Genomic DNA, 26295 nt, shown 5'->3' on the forward strand with positions numbered 1-26295 from the left:
GATAATCCGGCGCCGCCCGTCTTCCCGCGGGCGGCCCGGCTACCGGGTTGCTCGGGTGGGGGTCAGTTCGACTGCTGCGCGGCGTCGAGTGCCGCGATGTAGCCGTACACGAGTCCCTGGCCGATGGTGGCGCCGGCTCCCGGGTAGACCTTGCCGAATGCGTTGCCCGCGGTGTTGCCGATGGCGTAGAGCCCGGCCACCGCGCTGCCGTCCTCGCGCAGCACCCGGGCCCGCTCGTCGGCCTGGACGCCGCCGCAGGTCCCGAGGTCGCTGAGCGTCATCTTCACCGCGAAGTACGGGCCCTTCTCGAGCGGCCGCAGGTTCGGGTTCGGGGCGACGGTCGGGTCGCCGTAGTAGCGGTCGTAGGCGCTGGCGCCGCGCTGGAAGTCGGGGTCGTTGCCGGCGGCCGCGTTCTCGTTGAACCCGCGGAAGGTGTCGACGAACGTCTCCTCCGGCACGCCGATCGCGCGTGCGAGTTCGGCCGGATCGGCGGCGCGGTGGGCGATCCCGGCGTCGTACCAGGCCTGCGGCAGCGGCTGCCGCGGGAACAGCGCGCCGGCCATGATGTAGCTGTTGCGGTACGTCTGGTCGAACACGATCCACATGGACTCGATCGGGTCACCGGCCCGCTCGCGGTCGAGGACGAGCTGCCCGAAGGACATGTAGTCCTTCGCCTCGTTGACGAATCGCTTGCCGGTCTGATCGACGATGAACGAGCCGGGCAGCGCCCGCTCGGCGAGCATGACCGACGGCGTGCCGCCCGGCAGCGCCGCGATCGCCGGGAACCACCAGGACTGGTCCATCAGCGTGATACCGGCGTCGACGCCCTGCTGCGCGATCTTGATCGCGTCGCCGGTGTTGCCCTCCGCGCCGAGGCTCTCGTGGTCGGCGAGGTTCTCCGACTGGAACTTGTGGCGCATGTCCATGTCGTGGTCGAAGCCGCCCGCGGCCAGCACGACGCCGCGCCGGGCGGTCACGGTGAACTCGCGGCCACCCTGCTCGACGACGGCGCCGGTGACCTTGTCGCCCTCGGTGACCAGGCGCACCAGGGACGTCTCGGTCCACACCGGGATGCCGGCGCGCAGCACGCCGGCGAACATGCCTGCGGCGAGCGCCTGACCGCCGGCCATGTACTCGCGGCCCAGCGCGAGCCCGCCGATGCCCTGGGCGACACGCTTGAGGATGCGCGGGATGCCCTTGGTCGGGACCTTGGCCATCAGGTTCATCCACTTGTAGTCCGCGCCGGTGGTCGGCATGGGGACCGGGGCCTCCATCACGCCCGGCCGCAGCCGGCCCCGCTCGCCCTTGAGCACCGAGGCATTGAACGGGCGGCACTCGCAGGTGCGCCCGGCCGCGGATCCGCCGGGGAGCTCGGGGTGGTAGTCGGAGTAGCCCTCGGCCCAGAAGAACTTCATCGGGGTGGTGCGGCTGAGCATGTCCACCGTGGCGGCGCCGTGGTCGAGGAAGGCCTGGCCGCGCTCGGCGGGCGCGGAGTCGCCGACCACCGCCTGCACGTAGGTCTCCGCCTTCGCGGGGCTGTCGCCGGCGCCGGCCTCCCGCAGGATCGGGTTGTCCGGGATCCAGAACGCGCCACCGGAGCGGGCCGTCGACCCGCCCACGTACTTCGTCTTCTCGACGATCAGGGTCGACAGGCCCTTCTCGTGCGCGGTCAGCGCGGCCGCCATGCCGGTGCCGGCCCCGATCACGAGCAGGTCGACCGTGGTGTCGTGTGCGGGTGTGGCCGCCGGTGCTACGCGCTTGCCCATGGGGGAACTCCTACTTCTCCAGGTTGTGCTGCCGACGCTAGGAGGGTGAGGACCACCACGCCACGGTGGTGTCCGCGGAGTGGGAGGAGATCTTGGCGGTCGAGCCCTGCCGGGTTCGGCGGACTCTACCGAGCGCGCGGTGACCAGTGGTCGAGCATCGTCGCGAAGGTCTCGCACGCCGACTCGGAGACGCCGTAGGGCGCCTCGAGATGCACGCTCAACGGAAATCCGAGATCGCGCACGCCGTCGACGACGCGTCGATACAGGTCGACCAGGTCGCGTCGACGCTGCCGTGACGAGCCGCTCGCCGTGTGTGCGACGAACTCCCGCTCCTGACGGACCAGGTCGTTCCCCGGGTCACGGATGAGCCAATCGATCAGGCGCACCTGCCGTTCCATGCCGGGGACGAATCCGAACGACAGGAGGATCTCGGGGCGGTGCTCGCAGTGTGCCGCGAATTCGCGCAGGAACCCCACGATCCGATCGGAGTACAGCAGCTGCGTCAGCGCGAAGGTCGCACCGCGGTCGCACTTGTCCACGAACCTGCCGCGCTCACCCCGTCGGGTGGGAATCAGCACCACCCCGCGGTGGGGGAGCAGACTCCGGAAGCGAGCCACGGCCTCGTCGGGGGAGACGCCCCGAGCCTCGCTTGCCGGTAGCCCGTGGGGCTTGCCGACGAACGTGATGCCGTCCATCCCGGCGTCACACAACCGCTGCACGCGGGCGGTGAGCTGCTCGCGGCCCTGGAAGACGGTGACCTGGGTGCACAGGCCGGAGACGGCGCCGAACGACGGGCGCGCTGCCGCCCAGAAATCGAGCACGTCCATCCGTGTCGTCAGCGCCACGGGCCGATCCGGATCCTCGGCGACGAGGCCCGGGATCATCACGTGTCTGACGTGGTCGGCCAGCCCGTGGCGGCGGCAGTGCTCGGCGGCGGTCCGACTCGCCTCGGCGGCCCGGGCCGTGCCCGCCTGCAGTTCGGGCGGCACCAGCTCCAGTGCCACCGTGGTCATGGCGGTCAAGGACGTTCGGCCGTGGCCAGCCAGGCCGGAGCGAGGAGGCGGTCGCGGGCGTCGAAATCGAGTGCTGCGGCGACGGCGGCCAGCGACGACGTGGGTTGCTGCGCCAGATCGTCCCGGGTGATTGCGGTGGTGTACGTGGTGCGTTCGAGCCGTCGGACCAGCCATCCGGCATCGCCGAGGGTGCCCCGAAGGTTGTCCTCGGTGATGCGGAAGGGGCCGGGGAACTCGTCGGGAACCTGATCGGAGAAACACACCAGATGCAGCAGAGCGTGCGGGCGGCAGGCACCGTGCACCGCCGCGACGTAGCCGTGGCGCTGGTCTTCGGGGAAGCAGTGGTACAGCGCGCTGTCCATGACGGTGCTGAACCGATCGGTGTAGCCGCTCAGGACTGTGGCGTCGGCAACGTCGAACTCGACGGCGCGCTCCAGCCCGCGCTGCCGGGCCCGTTCGCGCGCGATGTCGATTGCTGCGGGTGCGGCGTCGAGGCCGCACACCCGATACCCCCGATCGGCGAGGAACAACGCGTTCTCGCCTGGGCCGCAGCCGATGTCGAGCACTTCACTGGTGAACTGACCGTCGGCCTCCAGGTTGCGGACCGCCGGTTGCGCCTCGCCGATGTCCCAGGGCACCCGGTCGAACTGGAACTCGATGTACGGCGCGGTGCCGGCCGGCTGTGCGATGCGCTTGAAGGTGTCGAAGTCGCCGCGGTACAGCGCATCGAACGCGGCGGGGCTCGGCTGGTCGGGCGATTGGGGGATGTCGCTAGTCACGAGCTGCTCCTTCACGGCGACGTGGACTTCCGATCCCGGGTGGCGATCGGCGCTCGGGCTCGTACGGTGAGCATGTTGTACTGCTGACGGCTGTAGATGCGTGCGCATCCGAGCTTCTCGAGCAGGATCGCCAGGTCGTCAGGGTTGAACATGCGCGCCCCGCCGAAGTGCCCGAGGAGGTCCGTGAGCGGGCCGGTGACCGCGGCGGCGGGTCCGTCGGGTCGGCACGGGACCATCACCAGCAGCCACCCGCCCGGTGCCACGACCCGGATCATTTCCGTCAGCGCGTCGACCGGTTCGGGTACGAGCATGATCACCGCAGTAGCGCAGGCGGAGTCGACGCTGTGGTCGCGCAGCGGGAGCCGGGTGGCATCGGCACGCAGAAGTCCGATGTTGGGGCGGGACTGACGGGCGGCGAGCGCCAACATCGGGGCGGAGAGATCCACCCCGACCGCCATTCCGTGCGGACCGACCGCGTCGGCCAGTCTGTTGGTGACGTTGCCGGGCCCACACCCCACATCGACGACCGTCTGCCCCGGCCGGAGTTGGAGCTGGGCGGCGATGGTGGCGTATCCCGGCGCCAACAGCGCGGCTACGACTCGTTGCACCCGTTGGTACAGCGACGCCCCGAGTGATGTCTGCCAGGCGGCCTGCGCTCGTCCCGGTGGAGGTACGGTCACGCCCGGTAGGGCGTCCATGAATCCGTCCGGGGAGGGCACCCACGTGACGTCGGGTCGAAGCAGTGCTTGCAGCCGCTGCGCGGTCGCGAGGGTCGAGATTCGTTCCGGCTCCGACGGTCGGGTCACCGCGACCATCCCCCTTCGCTGTCTGCCCAACCATGGGCGCGAGACGAGTGAAGCGAGGCGGGTGACTCTGGATGTGCCGCCCCGGCCAGGATTTCATCCGAGTCTAAACCCGACCGATGGCGATGTGAACCTTCGCGTCGGCGAAGGGGAGTCGGTCGGACCGACACCACCTATCGCCAGATGTAGACCTTTCCGCCTGCGTACCCGGCGCCGGACCCCGAGCCGAAGAGTCCGATCGCGGCGGCCGCGTTCTCGAGGGCGTGTGCCTTGCCCTGGGGATCGGTCTGGCTCGCGTAGAAGAACCCGTGCCAGGAACCGCATTCGATACGGTCCGTGCCGTACGGGCTGAGGACGACCTTCTTGTCGGTGGTCCAGGCCTGCGGATCGAGCGGCACCACGAACTGGTCGCTGCACGGCTGCCACTCCGGTCCACCCCGTCCCGTGGTCGCGTCGGCGGCTGCGGTCGGAGCGAGCGCCGTTCCGAGGGCGACTGCCAGGGCCCAGGAGCCCACGAGGAGTGCGCGGTTCATCGTCGGTCGCCTCTCGGAGCGTGAAGAAGAACGGACAGTCGGTTCATCGGATGGCCCCGTGCCCCCGTTACGCGCGCGGTGCGCGATGCCGGCCCACACGTCCCGAGCGTTGGGCGGCAAGGTATGCGCACCAATCGTTTCGGAGGAACCGGCACCGTCCGTTCGACCAACCGTCGAGCGTCCGCCTAGCCCGTCCTGGCGAGATGTGCCGCAATGACTGATTCGACGGCGTCGGGGTCTCGGGGGGTGAATGCGGGCGTACCGCGCCCCAGGATCTCCAACACGATGGCGGTGTGCTTCGTCGGCCGCAGCAGATCGAGGCTGTACCAACAGCTGAAATCCGTGGTGCCCCAGATTCTCCAGCGCCCGCCGAGACCGGGTAGCACGCCGCTGTGCACGGATTCGATCCTCTCGTACGGCACCGTCTTGCCGACGAATGGGAAGTAGTAGTGCCGAATCGTCACGCCTCTGCTGTCGATTCGTACGGTCCCGTCCTGATAAAGCGTTCCGGCGTTCACCTCTCCGACGGTAGCCGCACGCACCCTCGTGTCGTCCACCGCAACGAGTCTGGGCAAGATGTGCAGTGCGATCCCGGGTGTACGCGTGTCTGGACCCATGTACAGTGCGCGAAACACTCGGGGGTCGGGTTGCCGTGAGGATGGGGCGCATTCAGGTGAGATGGCTCGGTTCCGTTGTCGTGTCGGTATTTCTGGTGGTCGGTGGATACACCACGAGTGCGTCGGCTGCCCCGATCGAGTCGGGGCCGCCGACGACGGTGACGGGTGAGAACGGCGTCGTCTACCCGGCCGATTCCGAGGGCCGTGCCCTGCTGTTGCGGGGGTGGGAGTTCTCCGACGACTCGTGCGGGCCGAACCCGTTCTCCGGCGCGGCCGAGAAGTTCCGGCAGATGGCGGCGCTCGGCTACAACGCGGTACGGGTGCCGTTCAACTGGGAGTGCGTCGAGCCGACCCTCGGTGCCTACGACGAGGCCTACCTCGGCGCCTTCGCGCGGGTCTTCCGAGCGGCCGAGGACGCGCATCTGATGGTCACGCCCGACCTCAACGACCACTTCCCGACGTGGGTGCTCGACCGTGCCCGGCGCCAACCGGGTACGAGCTCAGCCGAGTTCGGCTCCACGGCTCTCGGTTCCGCCGAGCTCGGCCCCTCCGTGCTCGGCAAGCACGGCGACCTGGGGTTCCTCGCCGCCTGGGGTCTGGTCTACGACAATCCCGAGGTGCGGGGCCGTGTCCTGGACCTGTGGTCGATGTTCGCCGGCCGCTTCCACGAGGAACCCTCGCTGTTCGGCTACGACCTGTTCAACGAACCGTTGTTCGACCCTCTGGCCCAGGGCGCCGGCCCGATCGACCCCCTCGCCGCCGAGGCCGACAAGCTCACCCCGCTCTACCAGGACATCACCGACAGGATCCGCGCGATCGACACCACGCACTGGGTGCTGGTCGAGCCCTTCTGGGCCGGTGTCGGCAGCCTCGCCCAACCCACCCGCCTCGGCGAGATCCACGACCCGCAGCGGAAGATCGCCTACGCACCCCACATCTACGACCTGGTCATGGAATCCGGCGGCGACTACGACCCGGCCGGTGGATTCGTCCAGAGATACTGGGATGCGGTGGTGCGCTATCCGCAGCAGCACGGGCTGCCGCTGCTGATCTGGGAGTGGGGGCCGCGTGACCCGAAGTCCCCCAACGCCGGTCGCTACGTAGACGAGGTGACCGCGGGCATCGATGCCCATGCCGCCGGTTCGATGGCCTTCGTGTGGTGCACGGGTCTGTCCGGTTGGTGCAACCTCGACGAGAACGGGATCCCCGGCGCCGCCATGGCCGGGACCGTCAGTGCGTATCCGCAGCGGATTGCGGGCGTGCCGATCACGCTCGGCACGAGCCGGGTCGGTACCAACCTGCGCTACCGTCCGAGCGGTGACCAGCCCACGCTGATGGTCGTGCCCAAGGCGGCGTACCCCCGAGGCTACGAGGTCGACGTCGTCGGGGCGACGTACACCGTGACGCCCGACGACACGTTCGATGTCGTTGGTATCAGCGCCGATCCGGCGTCCGCCACGGTCGAGGTGACGGTACGGCCTCAGTGAGCCGACGCTGACCGAGGGCCAACCCCGCCACGGCCCGGTGATTCCGGATTCAGGCGAGGTGCCGCCGCGTCACGTCGGCGATGAGCGCGGCGACCCCGTCCGCCTGAGTCTCGGTAAGGCGCGCGTATCCGCACACCAGCCCCCGTGGGCCGCGGGAGTCGGCGAGGAACGAGGACAGCGGCGGCAGGGTGACTCCGCGGCGGCCGAGGTCCGTGGCGATGGCGGCGTCGTCGCTTCCGTCGGGCAGGCGAAGCACCAGATGCAGCCCCGCCTCGACGCCGGACAAGCCGACTCCGCCGTAGTGCCGCCGGAGCGAACTGACGAGGGCGGACCGGCGAGCGGAGTAGGTGCGCGATGCCCTGGCGAGGTGCCGGGTGAGGGCGCCGGACTCGATGAACCGTGCCAATGCCAGTCCGGTGACCGTGCAGACGGTTTCGCCGCTGAGCGTGAGCGCCTCGGCTACCGGTTCCCGCAGAGCGGCCGGCGGCAGTATCCAGGCCAGTCGCAGCGAGGGCGCGAGAACCTTCGAGGCCGTGCCGACGTAGGCCACGCAGTCGCGACCGCCGTCGATGCTGCGCATCGCGGGCAGGGCGGATACGTCGTACCGGAACTCGCCGTCGTAGTCGTCCTCGATGAGCAGTCGTCGGGAGTCGGCGGCCTCCGCGACGAGTTGGGCGCGCCGGGGAACGGGAAGACGCGCGCCGAGCGGATACTGGTGTGCCGGCGTGCAATACACGGCTGCATCGGTGTCCCGCAGGGACGCCGGGTCGAGGCCGTCTGTGTCGACCCGGACGGAACGCATCCGGGCGCCGGACATCTGGAGGGCCCGCCGCGCCTCGGCGTAGCCCGGTTCCTCGAACGCGACAGTGCGGCCGGCGAGGCCGGCCGCCGCGGTGAGCGCCCGCAGGGCGGATGCCACACCCGGCACTACGATCAATTCGTCTGGGCTCGAAACGATTCCGCGCGTGCGGCGCAGGTGTCCGGTGAGAGCGAGACGAAGCTCGGTGTGCCCGCCGGGTCCCACCGGGGTTGTCGGGACCGGAGCGGCGGCGGCTGCCCGCCAGGCGCGGCGCCAGTCGGTGGTGGAGATCAGGGTCGTGTCCGGTTGGCCGGGGGTGAGATCCCACGTCGGCGGCGGTTGCTGCGACGCCCGGGCCGTCGCGGTGGCCGCGGTCGCCGCAGGAACGTGCGAGGCGGCGCCCGCGGTGGCCGCGGAGTCCGCGCCGGCGGCGACCCGGGTGCCGGACCCGGATCGTGCGACGACGTAGCCGGCCGCCGCGAGTTCGTCGTACGCGTCCACCACGGAACTTCTGGCCACGGCCAGTTCCGTGGCCAGGGTGCGCGTCGACGGGAGAGCGTCGCCGGGGTGGAGGCGACCCAAGCGGATCTGCTCGACGATCGCCTCCGCGATGCGGTGCCGCAGCGGCGACTCGCTGACCGGCAGCCGCAAGGCGAGGTGCAGGTCGTGGGCATGACGGGACACGACGGACAGGATAGTGGTCTGGCAGTTTGGTGCAGTTCTGGACCTTCCGGGCATGCCGGAATGTGGGGACGATTCGGTGCATGGAGAAGATCAGGAGATACCCCGACCTAGCCGGCAGCCACCGAGCCGACCTCGACGCGGTGCTCGACGCCGCGGCGGTGGGCACCCTCGCGACGGTGGTGGACGGATTGCCGTGGGTCGTGCCCATGCTCTACGCCCGTGACGGCGACCGCATCGTGCTGCACGGGTCGACGGGTGCGGGTGCCCTGCGCCACGTCGCGGCCGGTGCGCCGGTGGCACTGGCCGTCACGATGCTCGACGGAATCGTGGTGGCGGACACTCTTTTCGACTCCACCGCCAACTACCGATCCGCTGTCGTGCGTGGTCGGTTGACCGTGCTCGACGGAGGCGGCGCCGTGCACGCCCTCGATCTGATGTCCGACTCGCTGATCCCCGGTCGTAGCTCGGAGGTACGCACCCACACCAAGAAGGAACTCGCGGCGACCCTCGCGATGGCCCTGCCCATCGAACCGGGTTGCTGGACGGTGAAGGTGCGCGACGCGCCGCCGCCGGAGCCGTCGGCGGACTCCGGCGGCTGGGCGGGGGTGGTCCCGCTGCGGACCTCGGCGTGTGAGCCGGTCGCCGCCCCGTGGGTGGAGGCGGGCACGGTGCAACCCGAATCGGTGCGCCGCCTGGTCGGCGGGCGCTCGTCCTCTCCGCGGGCTCGGCTGCGGCTGTAGTCGTCGCGGCATGGATCCGTGCCGGGCACCCGACCGGTGACCCGCGGCGGCCTGCGAACGTGAAGGCCGCCCCTCCCGCGACGGGAGGGGCGGCCTTCGCCGGCGGTAGGTCCTTCTGCTTCCGGCTACGGGGAGGCCAGGTCCGTCGCCCAGCGATAGTCGGCCTTGCCCGCCGGGGTTCGCTTGACCTCGTCGACGAGGATGATCGTGCGCGGAACCTTGTAGCCGGCCAACGTCTTACGGCAGTGCTCCTGAACCTCGTCCAGGGAGAGCTCGGGCGAGCCGGGATAGGTCGCGATGACAGCCGCGACCTGCTGTCCCATCCGGGCGTCGGGCGCAGGCACGACGAGGGCGTCGACGATCGTCGGGTGCGCGTGCAGCGCGGCCTCGACCTCCTCGGCGAAGACCTTCTCGCCGCCGGTGTTGATGCACTGCGAACCGCGGCCGAGGAAGACGATGGTGCCGTCCGATTCGACCTTGCCCATGTCGCCCAGCACCGAGATGCGGGTGCCGTCGGAGCGGGTCGGGAAGGTCCGGGCCGTCTTCTCCTCGTCCTTGTAGTAGCCGAGGGGGACGTTGCCGATACGCGCGATGTAGCCGACGTCGTCCGATCCCGGTGCGATCTCGTTCAGGCTCTCGTCGACCAGGATCATGTTGGGAGACGGCGGCATTCGCAGATTGCCTGCCTCGTCGATCGAGAAGGCTCCGTCGTTCCCCGATTCCGAGGCTCCGAAGTTGTCGCGCAGCAGCAGGTCCGGCTTCACCGCCAGCATGCGATCCCGCACGCTCGTCGACCAGAGCGCTCCACCCGAGGTGATCGAGAAGAGCGAGCTGAAGTCGACCTCGCCTTGGCGGCGCTCCATCTCGTCGACCAGCGGCAGGCCCATGCCGTCGCCGACGATCAGGATCACCTGCACTCGGTCCTTCTCGATGGCTTCGACCACCTTCCATGGGTCGAAGTCGCGCCTGAGGACGACACGGGCGCCGAGGGTGAAGAAGGTGAACAGCGAGTACATCGCCGCCCCGTGCATGAGGGGCGCGGCGATGAGAAACGCGAGTTCGGGAAACTCCTTCGCGGCGGCGGCGACCTCGGCGAGATCCTGCCTGGCGTCGTCGCCGTACGGATTTCCGCCGGAGAGCGGCTTGCGGAAGAAGTCGTCGTGGCGCCACATGACGCCCTTCGGATACCCGGTGGTCCCGCCGGTGTAGAGCAGGTACAGGTCGTCACCCGAGCGGGTGGCGAACTCGGCGGTGGGCGACATCTCGTCCGCGTCGGCGAAGGCGATCACGGAGACCGCGCGGTCCTCGGCAGCTGCGCGGAGCTCGTCGACGGTGTCCCCGACGACGAACACCGTCCGAAGCATCGGGCAGCGGTCGAGGAGCGAGGCGAGAACACGCTGGTGCTCGGGGAGCTCGACGACAACCGCGACCGAGTCGGAGTTGGTGAAGATGTACTCGAGTTCGGCCGGCGTGTACCGGTAGTTGACGTTGATCGGCACCGCGCGGATCTTGATCAACCCCAAGATGCTCGTGACGTGCTCAACGCTGTTCTTCAGGAACAGGGCCACGTGATCGTCTCGGGAGATGCCGGCCTGCGCGAGGAGGTGCGCGGTCCTGTTGGCCGCGGCGTCCAGCTGCGCATAGGTGAGGTTCTGGCCCTCGTAGGTCAATGCGACACGATCGGGCACGGCGGAGGCGACGGTCTCGAAGACGTCCGCGAGGTTGAACTGCATCGTCATTCCTTCCAGGCTGGGCCGCGATGTCGAGGCCATGACCTAAACCTAGAACACGTTGCAAGTCCTGGGCGCAGTAACGAACCGAATGATTATTTCGGATCACCCCGACATTCCGGACCCGACTACTGGCGTCGAAGGTCCAGGTCGGAGCTGATGTCTCCGATGGCCGAGCCGGAAGAGCCGACGGAACCGTTCCCCTCGGCCCCGCCGGGTGCCGGGTTGTCCGAGGGTTCGCGCACGTAGGCGTACATCTGCGAGGGGGAGGTGGACGTGCCGCCGAAGTAGAATCCGGAGTACCACTTTCCGGTGTCGGCGGGGCTCGCGGGGCAGAACCGGGGAAGCGTGGCCGCCTCGTGGATGACCCGGTCGCGGACGGTGCCGTCGATGGCGAAACGGTAGACGGACCCGTCGATCTGGATCGAGTACCTCAGGGGCGCGCTGGCCGCGAGGTCGTCGTGGGAGAGCGTGACGAGTGCGTTGTCCGGGTATTGATGCACGCCGTTGGCATTGGCGTACGGCACCAGTTCGAGTACGCGGGGCGACGTGTCGGTGCGCCACCGCCAGCCGAACATTGCGCCGTTGCGAGCGAGGTCGAAGTCGCCGCAGTCCGAGAAGCCGGGCAGCTTGTTCCAGTCGAACTGGTCCTCGGGTTGGGTGGGCGAGGTGAGGACGTACTCCGCGGTCGGGGTCAGCACGAAGTCGTAGGTCCGCGACGCGCCACCCGGGCTGATCCAGCCCGCCAGGGGTCCGGTCGCGCCGGCGGGGCGATCCACCGACGCACTGTGCGCTCCCTGCGCGATGGTGTAGCTCGACCATCCGGAGGGCGTGCCGGGGGCCAGGCAGCCGCTCAGCCCGGTGGCCGTCGCCAGCACGACGGTGGCGATGCCTACCTTTCGGATGATCGTGCGGCTCACGGTGCTCCCTCCGGTTCGGTGCCGCGATCCTTCCACACCTCCTCGCGCCCGTCCGCGAGATCTGAATGTGCGCTGTGGCAATCTGGCGAGGTGGCGGAACGGGCGGGCGCAACGACACCTCGACCCGTCGGTGGCAGCGGGGGGAGCTTCGGTTCGCGACGCGAGGGTGGGGGATACCTGCGTGGCACTGCCTGGGTGGCGGGGGTGGCACTTCTGCCGCTGCTGCTCCTCCTCGGATCGCTGCTGGGTGCGCTCGTCGAGGACAATCGGGGAACGATGATCGGCGACGTGCTGACTTTCTGGAACCTCGTCGGCATCTTCGGCTTCGTGGTGTACGTCCCGGTAATGGCGATCTCACTGTCCGGTGCACTTCTCCTGCCAAGGAAGTTCCGACTCGGGCGGTGGCTGGCGTCGATCGGGAGCGTGGCGATGGTGTTCGTGGCTGCCGCCCTCGTCTTCGCTGGGATTGCCGACGTGGTTGCGCCGCCCGAGCATCGCGATCCGGACAGTTGGGCGGGTCCGCTCTCGCCCTTCGGGACGGCGGTCTTCGTCGCTCCGTATGTGGCGATGTTGGCAGCGAATGTGGTTGTGCTCGTACGCCTCTGGAAGCGGACGAAGCGTCCGGCATAGCGCGACAGGCGGGTCCGGCCCGCGGCGACGAAAGCCCGCCGCTACCGCCAGAGGCCACGTGGTCCCGCCACGACACGGTCAGGTTGCCGGCGGCAGTTGTCCGCTGTCGGTGGTCGATCGTACGGTCGACCCGACAGGCAGTGCAGTTCGAGGAGCGGGAGGAATGGCGAATGGGAACCTGGGGTAGCGGACCGTTCGAGAACGACGGAGCGGGAGATCTGCTCGCGGCGCTTCGAGCCGGTGACTTCGACATCGACGACTACCACAGGCACGTCGACGAGGAGTACGTCGAGGCCGACGACGCGCAGGCCGCCGTCGCGCTCGCGGAGGTCGTCGCGGTGGCCCACGGACTGCGGCCGGCGCCACCGCAACTCGACGGCATCGACGCCGCCGCCTACGCAGGCTCCTTGACCCCGGAGCAGCGCGGGTGGATCCTCGCGACCCTCGAACGCGCGATCGCCGACAGCGACACCTCGGAGCTCCACGAGTTGTGGGCCGAGAACGGTCCGGAAGATCTCGAGGCGTGGCGGGCACCGATCCTGGCGAGGCTGGAGGGTCTCAGGGCGCTGGGGTGAGCCGAGCGCTGCCTGGATGGACTCGACTCGGACATGATCCGAGGGTCAGCGCAGCGGCGATGGTCGCCACCTGCTGACGCTCGCCCGCGCGGACCGCTGGGCGCGGACAAGCCGGCCGCGTCAATCTTGGCGCGGCGCGGCGCGGCGCGGCGCCGCCGCCGTCAACCGGCGAGCTGCTTGAGCGCCGACAGGTTGGCTTCCATGCCCGCTCGCCACACGGCCATCCGGCGGGCGAGAATCGTACCCTCCTTGTCCGGGTGCTGGTCGATGAAGTCGGAGAGCGGTGACCGCCCGGTGCCCACCTTTGCCCACTGCCGAACGACGGCACCGTCACCGTCAGGGTCGACTTCGAATCCCCAGACAGCGAGTGGCGCGTCCGCCGGACCGACCCTCCACACCCAGCGGCGGCCGTCCTCGACCTCGATGATCTCCGGCTCGGTGTGCCACTCTCCGATCCGTGGGTCGGCGTTGTACCCGCGGAATCGGGCACCGACGGCGACCCCGGTCGCCCCGTCCAGCCACTCTGCTCGCTGCAATTCGCCGTCGGCACGGGTGGGCAGTTCGATGTCGGTGATCAGAGCCCAGGCGCGCTCAGGGCTGCAGGCCAGATGTTCGGTGACCTCGACGGTTGGCGTATCGCGCAGACGCATGGGGCTCCTTCGGGTATCGAGGTGGAGTTCGGTGTCGATCCTATTCGAAACCCACCAGGTCACCCTGCAGCAATACAGGAACGTCGCCCACGGCGGGCCGGGCCCCGGGAGGTCGAACTCCGTCAGCTGGCGGGGTCGTAGTGGAACGCGCGCACCTCCTGTGCGCACCGACAGGCAGCCGCGAGTTTCGCGGCCCAGTCCAGTGCCGCCTCGCGGGAGGGCAACTCCAGCACCGCGTAGCCGCCGTCGATCTGCCTCGTCTGCGGGTACGTGCCCTCGGTCACCGTGCCGTCCCCATCGACCAGGACCGGCGGAACGCTCTCGTCGATTCCGCCGCCGAACACCCAGACGCCGGCGTCCTTCGCCTCCTCCACCACGGCGTGCGACGCCTCCGAAGCCGCCTGCAGATCCTCGTCGGGAAGGACCATGGCGCCGCTCGGGAACGAGATCAGGTACTTCGTCATCGCGTGGACTCCTTCTTCACGTTTCAGGGATCGGACCCATCCTCGCCGACGCGGGCACGCTGCGCACAGGACTCGCTCCACCCCCAAGGGGCGGAAGAGGCTGCCGGAGCGGCGGTTCCGCCGCAACCGAATGCGTGACCGCCCAAGAACCGCAGGATCGTGCGAGACGACGCGGTCTTGACACGGCGTTGGTCGCGGAGTTTGACTGGGACGCAAGCTTGTGTTGCCTCGCCCCGACGGTGTTCTGGGAGGTTGACGTATGCGCTGCACAGGGTTAACGGGTCCGGGGCATCGCCGCGGCGCAACTCCCCGCCGCAGGACCATTCCGGTACTGGCGCTGGTTGGGGCGTGCCTTCTCGCCCTGGCAACCACCCAGACAGCAAGCGGCGAGCCGGCGGCAGACGCCGTCGACACCGGGTTCGCGATCCCGTTCGCCGGGGCGCCCGGCTACGAGCGACTGGCACCGACGCAGATGACCGATCCGGGTCAGCTCAACCAGCCACTCGGACAGCAGGCGGCGGACGAGATCGCCGGCCAGGTGGGACTCAGCAGGGCCGACGCCCTGTCCGAGCAGCAGTATCGCGACCTCGTCACCGGCGGCGGAGTCGGCGGCAGCCGCGAAGCCGCCGAGGTGATCGATGCCTGCGCCCGGATTCTCACCAACACGAACGGCCGTCCCCTCTATTCCAACGTCGACGGCCACCCCACATCGTCGGTCCTGGCGAGTTACGGGCTCTACGTCAACACCGGCGGACTGCTGGAGAGTCCGGCCAACGCGGATGCGCCGACAAGGCAGGTGAACTCGCTGATCGCTCCCGGCGGTTTCGTCGGCACCTGGATGAGGAACAACGGTGCGACCCGAAGCCTGATAGCGCTGTACCAGTCGGCGTACACGGTGCAAGCGGTCTATGGCTTTGCGTCGCAACAGATGTCGGGCGCCGCTCAACTGGTGACCAACACCAAGGCGGGTGTGAGTTCGGAGGTGGGCATGTCGATGGCGCCGCCGCTCTGGATAGTGAACTTCGCCCTGCTCTACATATTGAAGCCCTCCCTGGCGGCCGCCATGCCTGCGCACTGGGCTCCGATACCTTCGGTGGTGGCCGACGCCGTGAGGTCGAGCCCCACCGGCCAGGTTCCCTTCGGCGACTACGCGTCCTACTTCCGGTGATGGTTTGGCAGCGCAATATGTTGTGACAGAAGAGTATTCGGTTCACTGCTGGCCGGAGTGGGTGGCCAGGGCGCGGAAGGTGGCAGCGGCCGTCGCGGCGACCGCTACGACGAACGGCAGGGCGCCGTACCTCAGATCAGTTGCGCGGCGCGTTCGGCCATCATCACGCAGCCCAGGTAGGTGTTGCCCGCGGGCAGCACCGGCATCGCGGACGCATCCACGACCCGCAGGCCCGCCACCCCTCGCACGCGGCAGCGGGCATCCAGGACGGCGTTCGGTTCGCCGTCCGGGCCCATCGCGCACGTGCCGCCCAGGTGCGCGTAGCTGATCACGCCGCCGTCGACGAGTCCGGCCGCGACGCCCTCGGCGGCCAGGTCGGCCATCGGCTGGACGCGCGTGGCGCCGAGTTCGGCGAACGGACCGGTCGACTCCAGCGCGGCGATGCGACCGAGGATCCAGTCGAGGCGCTCGAGGTCGTGCGCGGACAGCGCCGGCATCACCACATCCGGTTCGGCGTCCGGATCGGCAGAGGCGATCCGGACCGTTCCCCGACCGGTGACGTCGAGCAGGTAGGGGACGACCGAGAAGTACGCGCCGTCGGCGGTCGGTTCGGCGATCGGCAGGTTCAGCACGTGGAAGTCGATCGTGTCCGACTGCGGGGTACGGCCCACCCACACCGGCTGGACCGGGCCGCCGCGCAGCGGACCGCCGCCCGCGTGGTGGTAGAGAAGCGGAAAGCCGAGGTGGTCCTGCAGGTTCGCCCCGACCCCGGCGAGGTCGGCGACGACGGGGATGCCGAGGCCGTCGAGCAGGTCCCTCGGGCCGATGCCCGACCGCTGCAGCAGTGCGGGTGACCCGGTGGCGCCGCAGCTGACGACGACCTCGCCGCCCGACAGTTCCCGGCCGTCGGCGGTGACGACACCTGTCGCCCGCCCGTCCTCGACGACGACCCGGTCCACGGTGACACCGGTCTCGACGGTCAGGTTCGGGCGCGACCGGACTTCCGCGGTCAGGTAGGCGCGGCTCACGGTCAGCCGCTCGCCGCCGTCCTCGGACACCGTCAGCGGGAAGATGCCGACCCCGGGGAGCTGCCGGGGGTCGTTGACGTCGTCGACCCAGGGCACGTCGATCTCCCGCAGCCCGGCGAGGAACGCTCGGTGGGATTCGGTCTGTTGGTCGGGGGTGGAGCGGCGCACGACGAGCGGGCCCTCGGAGCCGTGCAACTCCGATGCGCCGCAGTCCAGGTCGTTCTCCATGGCCCGGAACGTCGCGAGGATGTCCGGCCAGCTCCACCCGTCGAGCCCACGCGCGGCCCACCCGTCGTAGTCGGCCGGCTGGCCGCGCATCGTGGCGAGGTAGTTCACCGCGGAGGTGCCGCCCAGGACGCGCCCGCGCATCATCTGGACCGTGCCGTCGCCCGCACCCCGCATCGAGAACGCCTGCGCGAAAGGGGTTCCGGCCCACACGTTCCCCGCCGAGGCGGGCAGCAGGACGGTGTCGTCGTACGCCGCGTCGTCCGGACCCTGCTCGAGCAGCAGGACCCGTCGCCCGGGGTCCTCAGACAGCCGTGCGGCCAGTACCGCACCGCTGGTCCCGCCGCCCACGACGATCGCATCCGCGTCCATCGCCACCCCTGTCCCGACCGCTCGTTCGGTGTTTCACATTGCTCGACCCGGTCACACTACGAGCAGGCTCGTGACGGGGCGGGCGTTTCACGGCCATTGCGTGACAGAGAATGCGCGAGGGCGCGCCATGACTTCGCCGTGACGGTCACCTCGCGTGGGGCGCCTGGATCTCCGTTGCCTGTGACCAGATCGCCTGCCAGCGGCCGTCGCGGAGTTCGTAGCTGTCGGTGTGCCAATAGCGTGTCCGGGGAACGCGATACGCGTCGAAGACGATCTCGAGCGTCGCCCGATAGCGAAGGATCGCCGCGTCGCCGAGCAGACGGACCTCGATCTCGTCGGGTTCCCACAGCAGGTAGTCGATCTGGCCCGCGGCGATCGCGCCCAGGTACTCGTCACGGGTCAGTGCGGCACCGATGGGTGTGATGAGTTGGAAGTCGTGGCCGTGCATCGCCCGGGCGGTTTCGACGTCGGCAGCGACGAGCGCGCGTAGGCGGGCGCGCTCGGTGGTGCGGATGAGTTCTGTCGTCGATCTCGCGTCACTCGTGGAATCGTGGCTCTCGGTCATGGGTGCTGCCTTTCGAATTGGGCGGGATGCTCAGCGCATGCCGCGAAGCCCGGGCAGTCGGGGCCGGACGATCCCGCCCATGTCTGGACACACTGACACTATTCGTCCAACTGAACAAGTGGACGCTATTGGTCCAATCTGTCAGGCTCGCGTTTGTGGCTGATGACGAGAAGACCGCGCGGATCCTCGATGCGTCGCTCGCCGTCTTCTGTCAGTACGGTTTCGGCAAGACGACGATGCAGGACATCGCCCGCGCGGCCGGGATGTCCCGCGCGGCGCTCTATCTGCACTTCAACAACAAGGAAGAGCTCTTTCGCGCCGGATCCGAGCGTGCCCACCTCCAGGTCATGACCGAGGTCGACGCCGCACTGGCCGCCGATGGTGACGTCATCGACCGCATCGATGCCGCGATGACCGCCTACCTCGGCGGCCTCATGGAAGAGATCAGCGCCAGCGCGCACGGCGCGGAACTCTTCGACGCGGGCCGTGCTCTGACCGGCGAGATCAGCCGCAACACTCAGACCTGGCTCGTCGAGCGGCTGGGGGAGGCCCTCGACTCCGCCGCTACTGCGGGTGAGATCGTGCTCTCCGGGGTCGACGCGCCCCCGGCTGAGCTTGCCGCCATGATCCTCGCGACCGCGGACGGCATCAAGAACACGCAGGGTGGCGGTGCGGCGCTGCGGACGGGCAACTCACTTCTCATGCGTGTGCTGCGGGCGGCGCTCGTCCGCTGAGTCGCAGCGAATATTGACCATTGCCGTCATCGTCGAGATGTGACGGTCGACTTCTCGTCGAATCAGTCGGCGGCGTCGCACTGCCCGTGGTCGTAGTCGTCGCGATGGGTGAGGACCTCCTCCATGTGGCCCTCCGCCCATTCCTTGATTCCCCGCATGACTCCCTGGAGCGAGAGACCGAGGTCGGTCAGCTCATAGGTGACGGTGACGGGCACCGTGGGGGTCACGGTCCTGGTCACCATCCCGTCGCGCTCGAGTGAGCGCAACGTCTGCGTCAGCATCTTCTGGCTCACGCCCGAGATCCGGCGTGACAGCTCGGAGAAGCGCATGGGCCGGGGTTCGCCGCCGGGGGCAGCCCCAGGACGCGGGCCGTCCCCGCCCAGGGCGGCGAGCACAAGGGCGACCCACTTGTCGGAGAGTCGTTCCAGAAGTTGGCGACTGGGACATGCCGCCAAGAAGGCGTCGTACTCCGCTTTGGCTACGGCCCGCCGCTGGGACGCGGTGCTGGTCGGCATGACTCATCTCTTCCGCTCGGTGACTTACGCACTTCAAGGTGCCTACTTCCCCAGGGGAAGCGGGTGCCTCCATGCTGGTCCTGCACCACACCGATGGCAAGACCACCTCACACGACCTCCACGAAGGAGCAGATGGCGATGAATCAGATTACGTCTCGGCGGGCCGTGGTCCGCGTGCCTTCCGGGCCCCAGTCGATCGAGACCGTCGACGTCCCGGTGGTTGATCCGGGGCCGGCGGAGATCCGCGTCAAGATTGCCGGCGCAGCGATCAACCCGGTCGACCTGGGGGTGGCCGGGGGCGTCTTTCACCAACTCGGATTGGTCCACCAACCGGACTACACCGGTCTCGGTTGGGACTTCGCCGGCACCGTCGATGCGGCCGGGCCCGGCGTCGAGCTGCCGGTCGGCACCCGTGTTGCCGGGTTCATCGACGGTTTCGACCGCGACCACGGATCCCATGCCGAGCACCTCCTCGTCTCCGCCGCGACTGTCGCTGTCGTTCCGGACGGGATGGGCCTGGTCGAGGCGGCGGCGGTGCCGCTCAACGTCACCGCCGCAGCCCAGCTCGTCGACCTCCTCGGTGAGGCGTCGAGCGGGGCTCGGCGCTTGCTTGTGACCGGCGCGGCCGGTGCGGTGGGCGCGCACGTCGCCGTACTCGCCCAGGACCGCGGCTGGCAGGTGACCGGGATGGCCCGAGCGGCCGACGAGCCGTTCATCCGGGGCCTCGGCGTCGACTTCGCCACCGATCTCGGGCAGGGCTGGGATGCCGTCGCCGACGCCGGAGCCCTGCAGGAGCACGCCCTCCGGGCGGTGCGCGACGGTGGCCGTTTCGTCGGCGTGCAGCCGGCCTCGCGGCTTCCAGAGGAGCGCGGCATCGCCGTCGAGGTCGTGTTCGCCCGTCCCGACGGTGCGCTTCTCGCCCGGTTGCTCGCGCGGGTGGCGACGGGGGAACTGCCTGCTCGCGTCCACGCCGTCGCGTCGCTCGACGAAGCAGCCGGTGCCTACCAGGCGATGGCCAAGGGCGGCATCCGCGGCCGGATCGTTCTCGTCCCGTGACAGCGAGGTGTCGTCTCGCAACTCCGATCCACGACAACAACTTCGTCACAAGGTATTCGCCCGACGGACAGGACAACTGATGCTCACCACCATTGCCACTGTTCTCGCAGGCCTGCTCGGCGCGGCCCTTGTCTTCATGGGTGGGAGCGCCTTCACCACGCCGCAGGCCGCCGTCGGTTTCGGCATTCCCGATACACCGGCCGACAACCCCGCCTTCCGGACCTGGCTGCGCGTGAAGGGATTGCGCGAGATCGCGTTTGGGGTCTCCGTCTTCGTTCTGATTCTCGTCGCGACGACGTCGGTGCTGGGTTGGTACATGATGGTGCTCGCTGCGGTACCCGCCGGGGACGCGGTGGTCGTGCTGCGCAGCGGTGGGCCGAAGGCCACCGCGTACGGCGTCCACGCCGCAACGGCGGTGGTGATGCTGGCGACCAGCGTCGGCCTTCTGGTCTGACTCGCCATCGAGATCCGATCCCGACTACGAGGCAGGGCATGGCGTGTTCCGCCGAGGCTCCCGCGTCGCCACCCACGGGCCGTCGGTTCGAGGCCGGCCGAGTCGCTCGACATCGACGGACAGCGCCGATCGCGCGATGCGGACAGCGTCCGTCTTGCGGCGTTGGATGGCTGCAGGGTCGCTAGTGCCCCTTGCCCCCCCTGCCTGATGTCTCGTCGAGTCGTCTTACGGTGCGCACCGTTCCGCAGAACACGCGACGGGATGGCGGGCGTTGGGAGAGCCCGCTCAGGATAGGTCGATGAGATTGCTTCAGCGGTGGCGAAACCCGTCGCTGGCAGTGAGGCGCCTACGCCGTTGTCGCTTTCCTCGACAATTCTTGTGGGGTAGAGAGTTTCGGCCTACTCACTGATCTTGAGGAGCGTTCGGTACGGCATGACTGGCCTTTTTGACAGTCACCGGCGGCTGTTCGCACCGCGTGGTCGAGTGGGGGCCGGATCCGGGTAGTCGTCAGCCGAACCCCGGGATCATCCCCGGATACATGAACACGCCCGTCGCCGGTGTCGAGGCGAGGGACCCGAAGCTCCCCATGCCGAAGACGAAATCGAGCTTCTGCGGGCTTCCGTCCCGGTCGGCCTGCCAGCACTCGGTGTCGATGCGGTAGCCGGTGCACACGATCTTGGCGGTTCGCCCGTAAGGGGTGATGATGCGGGTCATGCCGATTGTGGGATTCCAGAATTCGAGTTGATCAGGCATGAGGACGAGATTCGTGACGTCCACCGGACGGCTCGGGCTGCCGTCCCCCGGATCGACCGGCCAGGCGTCCTGGGCGTTGGCCACGCCCGAGCCGAGTGTCAGGAGTCCAATGGCCAGTGCGCCGGCGCGGACGAGAGTTGAGCGCTTCATTCAGGTCTACCCCCCGTGAAAGTCATGGTCGGTCTGTTTGTCCGTTTCGGGGCGGGTGACGTTACAGGCGGTCGTCTCTGTCTGTGTTCGCGTGGGTCACTCCGCGCGAGCCGTGGACGATCTGACTTCACTTCTTCCAGTTGTTCTCTTCGACGACAGTTGGACAGGACACCCGTCAGGCCGAACGGGAGTGTCGCGACGACTCCTCGAATAGGTTTGACAGGTGGCGGAACTTGGGGGGCCTGATCCTGCATCCATCGACCCGGAAACGGGCGACCGCGCCGACGGTGGTCCGCGCGAGTCGACGGCGTTGCCGCCGCGGCGCCGATCCGTGTGGCTCGAGCTGCCGGTTCTCGTAGTGGTCGCGCTGGCGATGAGTTTTCTGCTGCAGACGTTCGTGGGCCGGGTCTACCTGATTCCGTCGGAGTCGATGGAACCGACGTTGCACGGCTGCACGGGGTGCACGGGGGATCGGATCGTGGTGGACAAGATCACCTACCGGTTCGGCGACCCGGAACCGGGAGACGTCGTGGTCTTCGAGGGGCCACCGTCGTGGAACACGGACTACTCGTCGCGGCGGTCGGGGAACCCTGTTCTGCGGGGGATCGAGAATGTCGGTTCGGCGGTGGGGCTGGTACCGCCGGACGAGAACGATCTCGTCAAACGTGTTGTCGCCGTGGCCGGTCAGACCGTGCAGTGCCGGCCCGGCGACGAAGGGGTGAAGGTCGACGGCAAGGCACTGGTCGAGCCGTACATCGACAGCCGGACCTCCCCGGGCAACGGTGTCCCGTGTCAGGGGATCTTCTTCGGCCCGGTGGTCGTGCCCGAGGACAGCGTGTGGGTGATGGGCGACAACCGGGCCAATTCGAAGGACTCGCGATTCCACATGGCCGACGAACTCGGCGGTGCGGTCCCCGTCGCGAACATCGTCGGCAGGGTGCGGCTGATCGTCCTTCCCCCGTCGCGGTGGGGAGTCGTGCACGCCGTCGACCCGCGGCAGTAGACGTCTTGCTCAGCGGTGGGATTGCCTGATCGCGAGAAGGGCAACGCCGGAGGTGGATCCGAGACGAGACGACTCCTGGCGGCGGTGCCGTTTCGCGCGAACGGTGATCGTCGCCGCGACCACCATCACCACCGCGTAGACGAGTACGTACGTGTTCTGCAGCACGGTGGTGAGTGCCCACGACGGCGGAAACAGGAAGAGTCCGACCACCACGATCTTCTCGTCCCACCTGTACGCCCACGCGCCGGCGGCCGCGTAGATTCCCAGGACCGCCGTCCACCACCACTGGTTCGCCAGCGCCCGGTGCACGGCGTAGACCATCAGCGGAACGAACCACACCCAGTGGTGGCTCCACGAGAACGGCGACACCACCGCGGCGCTCATCCCGGCAACGGTCACCGCCAGGAGACGCTCACCGTCCCGGTGAAGCCGCGCGACCACCCACGTACTCGTCGCGACGACGCCCGAAGCGAGCAGCAGCCACAACCACGTCGGGGCCGGCGCGCCCGTCAGGTGTGCGATCACCCCCCGCAGCGACTGGTTCGACGGGTGCGTGTCCTCCGCGATCCGGGTGGACTCGAAGAACGTGTCGGTCCAGTACTGACGCGAATCTCGCGGCAGCGCAATCCAGCTCACCCCGATGGTGGCGACGATCGTCGCCACAGCGACCACTGCGGCCCGCCACCGGCGCAGCGCCAGGTAATACAGCACGAAGTAGGTGGGGGTGAGCTTGATACCCGCCGCGATACCGACCCCGACGCCGGCCAGCCTGCTGCGCTCGCTCCGGGAGCAGTCCCACAGCACCAGCAGCATCAACACCAGATTGATCTGTCCGTAGAACAGTGTGGTGCGCACCGGTTCGAGGAAAGTGCACGACATCGCCAACAGTGCCGAGACCGCCACCAGGTGTGGGGTGATCCGGTAGCCGAGCATCTGCCAGCACAGCGCGACGATCCCCACCAGCAGAACGATGTTGAGCCCCATCCAGATGTACTTGTCGCTACCGCCCGGCAGCAGCCCGAACGGGATGAACACCAGCGTCGAGAACGGGGTGTAGGTGTAGAGCAGGCCGTGGATGACGGGGCCTGCGTACAGCGGAAGCCCCTGCATCACACGTCGGGCGCCGTCTCGATACACGTCCAGGTCAGCACCGCCCGCGAACAACCCGATCTCGGGCATCCACGGACTGACCGTCGTCACCAACAACACCACCGAGGCCGCCGCGCACAGCAGAAGAACTGCAAGGGTGGACCGTTCGGTGGACAACAGGCGTGGTCCGGTTGGTCGGAGCTCCCCTTCCGGCGCCATCGACGGTTTCACTTTCGCGCGCCGCATGCTGCAGTCCCTCCCCGGACTCGATCCACCTGCCGAAGTGGGCAAAAGTAGATGCGATTTCAAAGCGACGATCTGTATGTCAGGTGCGCACCGAGGGTTCCGATGGGCGGGAGACGGTGATGGACCAGCTCGACGAGGTGCGCCGATGCCGGACTGCGTGGACGCTCGCGCGGGGCGAATCAGACCGAGGCGACCTGCAAGTCTGCGGCGGGTGAGAAGTGCGGCCGTGTCCGAAGGTCGTCAGGGCCGAGAGGGCTGCGGGCCCCGCGAGGGGCGGGGCCCGCAGCGTCCTCGCGGTACGGTCAACCCTGTTGCCAGGCTGTTACCTGGCGAAACTGAAGTATGCGACGCCGGCGCAGTCGGCGGCGCACACAGCGGGGGTGTTCGCGAACGACCAGCTGACGTTCGGGTCGATCCCTCGCGGATCCCAGGTGGCGATCGGCCCGGCCAGACCCACCTGACCGAACGTGCCGGGAGCGACGGCGAAGGTATCCGGTGGCCGCTGGCCGAGCACAACGAACTTGGTGGATGGCGAGGACAGCGTGCTGCGATCGGTGATGACACGGTAGAAGACCGTCGGAATCGAATACCACGGCGGCTTCTGGGTTCCAGTGGCCTCAACGATCGGCAAGCCGGCATCGAACGCGGCAGCGAGTGCTCCTCCGGTCAGGGAGGGCAGCGCCGGTGGTGCCGGCGGCGGGTTCGCCCCGGCGGTCGGTGTCACCACGATCCCGATTCCCGCTACCAACGCGGACAGAGCCAGTGCGCCGCGGCTACGTTTCCCCATTTCGCTCCTTCAGATTTTCGACACGTCGGATGATCTTCGAACGGCTGCAATGACACTCAGCGGCGACCGTTTCAGGCGGGCAGGTGTGTCGGTTGTTCGCACGCAGACTGCCCGGCCTTGATTCAGCTCAGGGTGTTCCAGCTACCGAAGGGGCTTCCCGCCGCCGGTATGGAAGCGTCGGCGGCAAGCTCGAGCACCCCCGCCGCAACCGCCCGCGGATCCTGGAGGCCGGTGAACGGCAAGGTGACCGGCTGAGTTTGGCCTGCGCCGAGCTTCTTCACGCTCTTGTCGTTGGTGTCGGAGACGTACACATCTCCGTGATCGGATCCGCTGCCACTGGCGCTGCCCCCGAGATTCCCACACCCGCGGCGACTGCCGCCGTCACCGCAAGTCCAGCTGTCCGCTTCCTGACGATCGACATTCTTGTCTCCCACCCGTAGTTTGTTGCCACAGTCCCCAAGCTCCTGTGGCCCCCGCGACGTTAGATCCACTAACGACGTCCTCCGCCCGTTCTTCGTCGGTGGCTCACGTTTCGTTACGGAGCGCTACGGCGACGACGCCAACTTCTCCGTCCACGACAGTGGGGCCTTGTTCGTCACTCGCCCAGACGAGGAAGTGATCTACGCGCGTGGGGTCTGGCTGCGTATTGACAAGTCGACCAAAGAGGGCGACTCCGCGGCGGGGAGGCCGTCGCTGATGGGACACGCAGCCGCTACGTGCTCGAGCCCTGACCGACTCGGCCACCCGCGGCCCGCGGCCGCCGTTCTCAGGGCATGTCCGAATCGCACGACACAGCTAGGCCTGGCGCTGCTCGGCATCGTCGGTACCGACTGGGTTGTTACCTTGCTGGCGGTCGAATTCGGAGATCGTGCAATCGAATTGGCGTATTCTCGGTCGCCGGACGGTGACCGGGCTGTTCTGGCCGAAGATGTGGTGGCGTTGACTCGATATCGGGAGGCGTACGGCGATGCGTAGGACGACGGTGGTCGGTGTCCTGTTGGCCCTTGCCCTTGCTGCGGGAGGTGGGACGGCGCAGGCTGAGCCGACGTATCCCGTTCCGCATGGCTATCTCGACGGTGTGGCAGCACAGCTCACCCACCCGGGGCAGGCGCCGCCGGGAGCGAACGACATGTCGTGCAAGCCGAGCCGTGAACATCCGAATCCTGTTGTCCTGCTGAACGGGTTCGCCTCCACCGACACGCTGGCCTGGCAGACGCTGTCACCGCTGCTGGCCAACGACGGGTACTGCGTCTTCAGCACCACCATCGGCAAGACCACGTTCGGTGGCTACGGCGGATTCGCCAGCGTGCAGGACAGCGCCCGCGAAGTCGACGCGTTCGTCACACGAGTACGGGAAGCGACCAGTGCCCCCAAGGTCGACATCGTCGCGCACTCGGTCGGCGGGGCCGTCGCCTTCTGGTACCTCACCGAACTCGGCGGGGCGCAGTCGGTTCGCAACCTCGTGAGCCTCGGGACTCCATTCCACGGATCCGATCTCGACGGGACGTCCGGTCTGTTGACGATTGCGGGTGCGGCGGACGGGCTTTCGCGGGTGTGTGCACAGTGTCGCCAGCTGGCAGCCGCGTCGCCGTTCCTCGCCGAGCTGAATCCCGACCCGGCGCGGGTGCCGGATGTGCATTTCACCGACATCGTGTCCCGATACGACGAGGTAGCGACGCCGTACCTCACCGGACTGTTGTCGGACGGTCCGAATGTGCGAAACGAGGTCCTGCAAGATCGGTGCGCCACCGATTATGCCGATCATCTGCAGTTGCCGTACGACCCGGTGGCGATCGAGGTGGTGCGGGAGGCACTGGAGCCGGGGCGGGGTGGGAGCGCGGTTTGTGCGGTGGTGTTGCCGGCGCCGGTGGGGACTGTGAACTGACGGGCCGCTCGGACGGCGGTGCGTCTGGGACAACCGCGTCACCAAGGATCAAGATCAGCCGGGACGAGTTGTACC

28 protein-coding genes are annotated in these 26295 nt (G+C 68.5%); 10 read left to right on the top strand and 18 right to left on the bottom strand.

The window, feature by feature from the left end; genetic code table 11:
* Positions 1-62: 62 nt before the first annotated feature.
* The 6 genes from ACFVH2_RS22065 to ACFVH2_RS22090 all read right to left on the bottom strand — a co-directional run bounded on the left by ACFVH2_RS22065 (position 63) and on the right by ACFVH2_RS22090 (position 5412).
* On the bottom strand, positions 63-1766 hold the full coding sequence (locus ACFVH2_RS22065; RefSeq protein ID WP_378427126.1) for a 3-ketosteroid-delta-1-dehydrogenase: 1704 nt from the start codon (positions 1764-1766) through the stop codon (positions 63-65).
* A gap of 125 nt (positions 1767-1891) precedes the next feature.
* Positions 1892-2779, bottom strand: coding sequence for a mycobacterial-type methylenetetrahydrofolate reductase (locus ACFVH2_RS22070; protein WP_378427124.1), 888 nt, complete (start codon positions 2777-2779; stop codon positions 1892-1894).
* Between the two features lie 5 nt (positions 2780-2784).
* Positions 2785-3558: a class I SAM-dependent methyltransferase gene (locus ACFVH2_RS22075; protein ID WP_378427122.1), complete on the bottom strand. Its 774-nt coding sequence runs from the start codon at positions 3556-3558 to the stop codon at positions 2785-2787.
* A gap of 11 nt (positions 3559-3569) precedes the next feature.
* Positions 3570-4364, bottom strand: a complete 795-nt coding sequence (locus tag ACFVH2_RS22080; protein WP_378427120.1) for a class I SAM-dependent methyltransferase — start codon at positions 4362-4364, stop codon at positions 3570-3572.
* Between the two features lie 170 nt (positions 4365-4534).
* Entirely contained in the window at positions 4535-4894 is a 360-nt protein-coding gene (locus ACFVH2_RS22085) for a hypothetical protein (protein ID WP_378427118.1), read from the bottom strand.
* A gap of 185 nt (positions 4895-5079) precedes the next feature.
* Complete coding sequence (locus ACFVH2_RS22090; protein ID WP_378427116.1) at positions 5080-5412, bottom strand: hypothetical protein; 333 nt, start codon at positions 5410-5412, stop codon at positions 5080-5082.
* A gap of 179 nt (positions 5413-5591) precedes the next feature.
* Here ACFVH2_RS22090 and ACFVH2_RS22095 point away from each other — a divergent pair, with 179 nt between their 5' ends.
* Positions 5592-6998 (top strand): cellulase family glycosylhydrolase, encoded by a 1407-nt coding sequence (locus ACFVH2_RS22095; RefSeq protein WP_378427114.1) that lies wholly within the window; start codon positions 5592-5594, stop codon positions 6996-6998.
* 49 nt (positions 6999-7047) lie between these two features.
* On the opposite strand, the gene ACFVH2_RS22100 is transcribed toward ACFVH2_RS22095, so the two are convergent.
* Positions 7048-8481, bottom strand: coding sequence for a PLP-dependent aminotransferase family protein (locus tag ACFVH2_RS22100; RefSeq protein ID WP_378427112.1), 1434 nt, complete (start codon positions 8479-8481; stop codon positions 7048-7050).
* Positions 8482-8561: 80 nt separating this feature from the next.
* Here ACFVH2_RS22100 and ACFVH2_RS22105 point away from each other — a divergent pair, with 80 nt between their 5' ends.
* On the top strand, positions 8562-9221 hold the full coding sequence (locus ACFVH2_RS22105; RefSeq protein ID WP_378427110.1) for a pyridoxamine 5'-phosphate oxidase family protein: 660 nt from the start codon (positions 8562-8564) through the stop codon (positions 9219-9221).
* Positions 9222-9346: 125 nt separating this feature from the next.
* Here ACFVH2_RS22105 and ACFVH2_RS22110 read toward each other — a convergent pair whose 3' ends face one another.
* A complete protein-coding gene (locus tag ACFVH2_RS22110; protein ID WP_378427130.1) occupies positions 9347-10954 on the bottom strand; it encodes an AMP-binding protein in 1608 nt (535 codons plus the stop codon).
* A 125-nt stretch (positions 10955-11079) separates the two neighbouring features.
* Complete coding sequence (locus ACFVH2_RS22115) at positions 11080-11871, bottom strand: hypothetical protein (protein ID WP_378427108.1); 792 nt, start codon at positions 11869-11871, stop codon at positions 11080-11082.
* A gap of 195 nt (positions 11872-12066) precedes the next feature.
* Here ACFVH2_RS22115 and ACFVH2_RS22120 point away from each other — a divergent pair, with 195 nt between their 5' ends.
* Positions 12067-12501 carry a hypothetical protein gene (locus ACFVH2_RS22120; RefSeq protein ID WP_378427106.1) on the top strand — a complete coding sequence of 145 codons (435 nt, stop codon included), beginning with the start codon at positions 12067-12069 and terminating at the stop codon, positions 12499-12501.
* Positions 12502-12671: 170 nt separating this feature from the next.
* The gene (locus ACFVH2_RS22125) at positions 12672-13076 is read left to right on the top strand and encodes a DUF4259 domain-containing protein (protein ID WP_378427104.1); all 405 of its coding nucleotides are present in this window, start codon (positions 12672-12674) and stop codon (positions 13074-13076) included.
* 161 nt (positions 13077-13237) lie between these two features.
* Here ACFVH2_RS22125 and ACFVH2_RS22130 read toward each other — a convergent pair whose 3' ends face one another.
* Together ACFVH2_RS22130 and ACFVH2_RS22135 are read right to left on the bottom strand one after the other, a co-directional pair.
* Positions 13238-13726 (bottom strand): SRPBCC family protein, encoded by a 489-nt coding sequence (locus ACFVH2_RS22130; RefSeq protein WP_378427102.1) that lies wholly within the window; start codon positions 13724-13726, stop codon positions 13238-13240.
* Positions 13727-13848: 122 nt separating this feature from the next.
* Positions 13849-14190, bottom strand: coding sequence for a YciI family protein (locus ACFVH2_RS22135; protein WP_378427100.1), 342 nt, complete (start codon positions 14188-14190; stop codon positions 13849-13851).
* 259 nt (positions 14191-14449) lie between these two features.
* On the opposite strand from ACFVH2_RS22135, the gene ACFVH2_RS22140 reads away from it, so the two are divergent.
* On the top strand, positions 14450-15358 hold the full coding sequence (locus ACFVH2_RS22140) for a hypothetical protein (RefSeq protein WP_378427098.1): 909 nt from the start codon (positions 14450-14452) through the stop codon (positions 15356-15358).
* Between the two features lie 131 nt (positions 15359-15489).
* Here the strand turns inward: ACFVH2_RS22140 and ACFVH2_RS22145 are convergent, their stop codons facing one another.
* Together ACFVH2_RS22145 and ACFVH2_RS22150 are read right to left on the bottom strand one after the other, a co-directional pair.
* A complete protein-coding gene (locus ACFVH2_RS22145) occupies positions 15490-16983 on the bottom strand; it encodes a GMC family oxidoreductase (RefSeq protein ID WP_378427096.1) in 1494 nt (497 codons plus the stop codon).
* A gap of 145 nt (positions 16984-17128) precedes the next feature.
* Positions 17129-17548 carry a nuclear transport factor 2 family protein gene (locus ACFVH2_RS22150; protein ID WP_378427094.1) on the bottom strand — a complete coding sequence of 140 codons (420 nt, stop codon included), beginning with the start codon at positions 17546-17548 and terminating at the stop codon, positions 17129-17131.
* 155 nt (positions 17549-17703) lie between these two features.
* Between ACFVH2_RS22150 and ACFVH2_RS22155 the strand changes: the two genes are divergently transcribed.
* Positions 17704-18282: a TetR/AcrR family transcriptional regulator gene (locus ACFVH2_RS22155; RefSeq protein ID WP_378427093.1), complete on the top strand. Its 579-nt coding sequence runs from the start codon at positions 17704-17706 to the stop codon at positions 18280-18282.
* 62 nt (positions 18283-18344) lie between these two features.
* Here the strand turns inward: ACFVH2_RS22155 and ACFVH2_RS22160 are convergent, their stop codons facing one another.
* A complete protein-coding gene (locus ACFVH2_RS22160; protein ID WP_378427091.1) occupies positions 18345-18797 on the bottom strand; it encodes a winged helix-turn-helix transcriptional regulator in 453 nt (150 codons plus the stop codon).
* A 138-nt stretch (positions 18798-18935) separates the two neighbouring features.
* On the opposite strand from ACFVH2_RS22160, the gene ACFVH2_RS22165 reads away from it, so the two are divergent.
* Positions 18936-19853 (top strand): NADP-dependent oxidoreductase, encoded by a 918-nt coding sequence (locus ACFVH2_RS22165; protein ID WP_378427089.1) that lies wholly within the window; start codon positions 18936-18938, stop codon positions 19851-19853.
* 79 nt (positions 19854-19932) lie between these two features.
* The gene (locus tag ACFVH2_RS22170; protein WP_378427088.1) at positions 19933-20307 is read left to right on the top strand and encodes a DUF4267 domain-containing protein; all 375 of its coding nucleotides are present in this window, start codon (positions 19933-19935) and stop codon (positions 20305-20307) included.
* Positions 20308-20814: 507 nt separating this feature from the next.
* Here ACFVH2_RS22170 and ACFVH2_RS22175 read toward each other — a convergent pair.
* A complete protein-coding gene (locus ACFVH2_RS22175; RefSeq protein ID WP_378427086.1) occupies positions 20815-21210 on the bottom strand; it encodes a hypothetical protein in 396 nt (131 codons plus the stop codon).
* A 223-nt stretch (positions 21211-21433) separates the two neighbouring features.
* On the opposite strand from ACFVH2_RS22175, the gene lepB reads away from it, so the two are divergent.
* The gene (gene lepB, locus ACFVH2_RS22180; protein WP_378427084.1) at positions 21434-22213 is read left to right on the top strand and encodes a signal peptidase I; all 780 of its coding nucleotides are present in this window, start codon (positions 21434-21436) and stop codon (positions 22211-22213) included.
* Positions 22214-22222: 9 nt separating this feature from the next.
* Here the strand turns inward: lepB and ACFVH2_RS22185 are convergent, their stop codons facing one another.
* The 3 genes from ACFVH2_RS22185 to ACFVH2_RS22195 all read right to left on the bottom strand — a co-directional run bounded on the left by ACFVH2_RS22185 (position 22223) and on the right by ACFVH2_RS22195 (position 24646).
* Entirely contained in the window at positions 22223-23413 is a 1191-nt protein-coding gene (locus ACFVH2_RS22185; RefSeq protein WP_378427082.1) for a glycosyltransferase 87 family protein, read from the bottom strand.
* Between the two features lie 457 nt (positions 23414-23870).
* Complete coding sequence (locus tag ACFVH2_RS22190; RefSeq protein WP_378427080.1) at positions 23871-24335, bottom strand: hypothetical protein; 465 nt, start codon at positions 24333-24335, stop codon at positions 23871-23873.
* 122 nt (positions 24336-24457) lie between these two features.
* On the bottom strand, positions 24458-24646 hold the full coding sequence (locus tag ACFVH2_RS22195) for a hypothetical protein (protein WP_378427078.1): 189 nt from the start codon (positions 24644-24646) through the stop codon (positions 24458-24460).
* Positions 24647-25302: 656 nt separating this feature from the next.
* Here ACFVH2_RS22195 and ACFVH2_RS22200 point away from each other — a divergent pair.
* Positions 25303-26220: an esterase/lipase family protein gene (locus ACFVH2_RS22200; RefSeq protein ID WP_378427076.1), complete on the top strand. Its 918-nt coding sequence runs from the start codon at positions 25303-25305 to the stop codon at positions 26218-26220.
* Positions 26221-26295 lie beyond the last annotated feature (75 nt).

Origin of the sequence: Rhodococcus sp. NPDC127527 (assembly GCF_042672245.1) — a bacterium.
GTDB lineage: Bacteria > Actinomycetota > Actinomycetes > Mycobacteriales > Mycobacteriaceae > Rhodococcus_G.

Bases quoted from the DNA above. Each gene is read 5' to 3' on its own strand.
- ACFVH2_RS22065 (WP_378427126.1), bottom strand. From the start codon at position 1,766: ATGGGCAAGCGCGTAGCACCGGCGGCCACACCCGCACACGACACCACG.
- ACFVH2_RS22070 (WP_378427124.1), bottom strand. From the start codon at position 2,779: ATGACCACGGTGGCACTGGAGCTGGTGCCGCCCGAACTGCAGGCGGGC.
- ACFVH2_RS22085 (WP_378427118.1), bottom strand. From the start codon at position 4,894: ATGAACCGCGCACTCCTCGTGGGCTCCTGGGCCCTGGCAGTCGCCCTC.
- ACFVH2_RS22105 (WP_378427110.1), top strand. From the start codon at position 8,562: ATGGAGAAGATCAGGAGATACCCCGACCTAGCCGGCAGCCACCGAGCC.
- ACFVH2_RS22110 (WP_378427130.1), bottom strand. From the start codon at position 10,954: ATGCAGTTCAACCTCGCGGACGTCTTCGAGACCGTCGCCTCCGCCGTG.
- ACFVH2_RS22125 (WP_378427104.1), top strand. From the start codon at position 12,672: ATGGGAACCTGGGGTAGCGGACCGTTCGAGAACGACGGAGCGGGAGAT.
- ACFVH2_RS22130 (WP_378427102.1), bottom strand. From the start codon at position 13,726: ATGCGTCTGCGCGATACGCCAACCGTCGAGGTCACCGAACATCTGGCC.
- ACFVH2_RS22135 (WP_378427100.1), bottom strand. From the start codon at position 14,190: ATGACGAAGTACCTGATCTCGTTCCCGAGCGGCGCCATGGTCCTTCCC.
- ACFVH2_RS22140 (WP_378427098.1), top strand. From the start codon at position 14,450: ATGCGCTGCACAGGGTTAACGGGTCCGGGGCATCGCCGCGGCGCAACT.
- ACFVH2_RS22145 (WP_378427096.1), bottom strand. From the start codon at position 16,983: ATGGACGCGGATGCGATCGTCGTGGGCGGCGGGACCAGCGGTGCGGTA.
- ACFVH2_RS22150 (WP_378427094.1), bottom strand. From the start codon at position 17,548: ATGACCGAGAGCCACGATTCCACGAGTGACGCGAGATCGACGACAGAA.
- ACFVH2_RS22160 (WP_378427091.1), bottom strand. From the start codon at position 18,797: ATGCCGACCAGCACCGCGTCCCAGCGGCGGGCCGTAGCCAAAGCGGAG.
- ACFVH2_RS22165 (WP_378427089.1), top strand. From the start codon at position 18,936: ATGAATCAGATTACGTCTCGGCGGGCCGTGGTCCGCGTGCCTTCCGGG.
- ACFVH2_RS22170 (WP_378427088.1), top strand. From the start codon at position 19,933: ATGCTCACCACCATTGCCACTGTTCTCGCAGGCCTGCTCGGCGCGGCC.
- ACFVH2_RS22175 (WP_378427086.1), bottom strand. From the start codon at position 21,210: ATGAAGCGCTCAACTCTCGTCCGCGCCGGCGCACTGGCCATTGGACTC.
- ACFVH2_RS22190 (WP_378427080.1), bottom strand. From the start codon at position 24,335: ATGGGGAAACGTAGCCGCGGCGCACTGGCTCTGTCCGCGTTGGTAGCG.
- ACFVH2_RS22200 (WP_378427076.1), top strand. From the start codon at position 25,303: ATGCGTAGGACGACGGTGGTCGGTGTCCTGTTGGCCCTTGCCCTTGCT.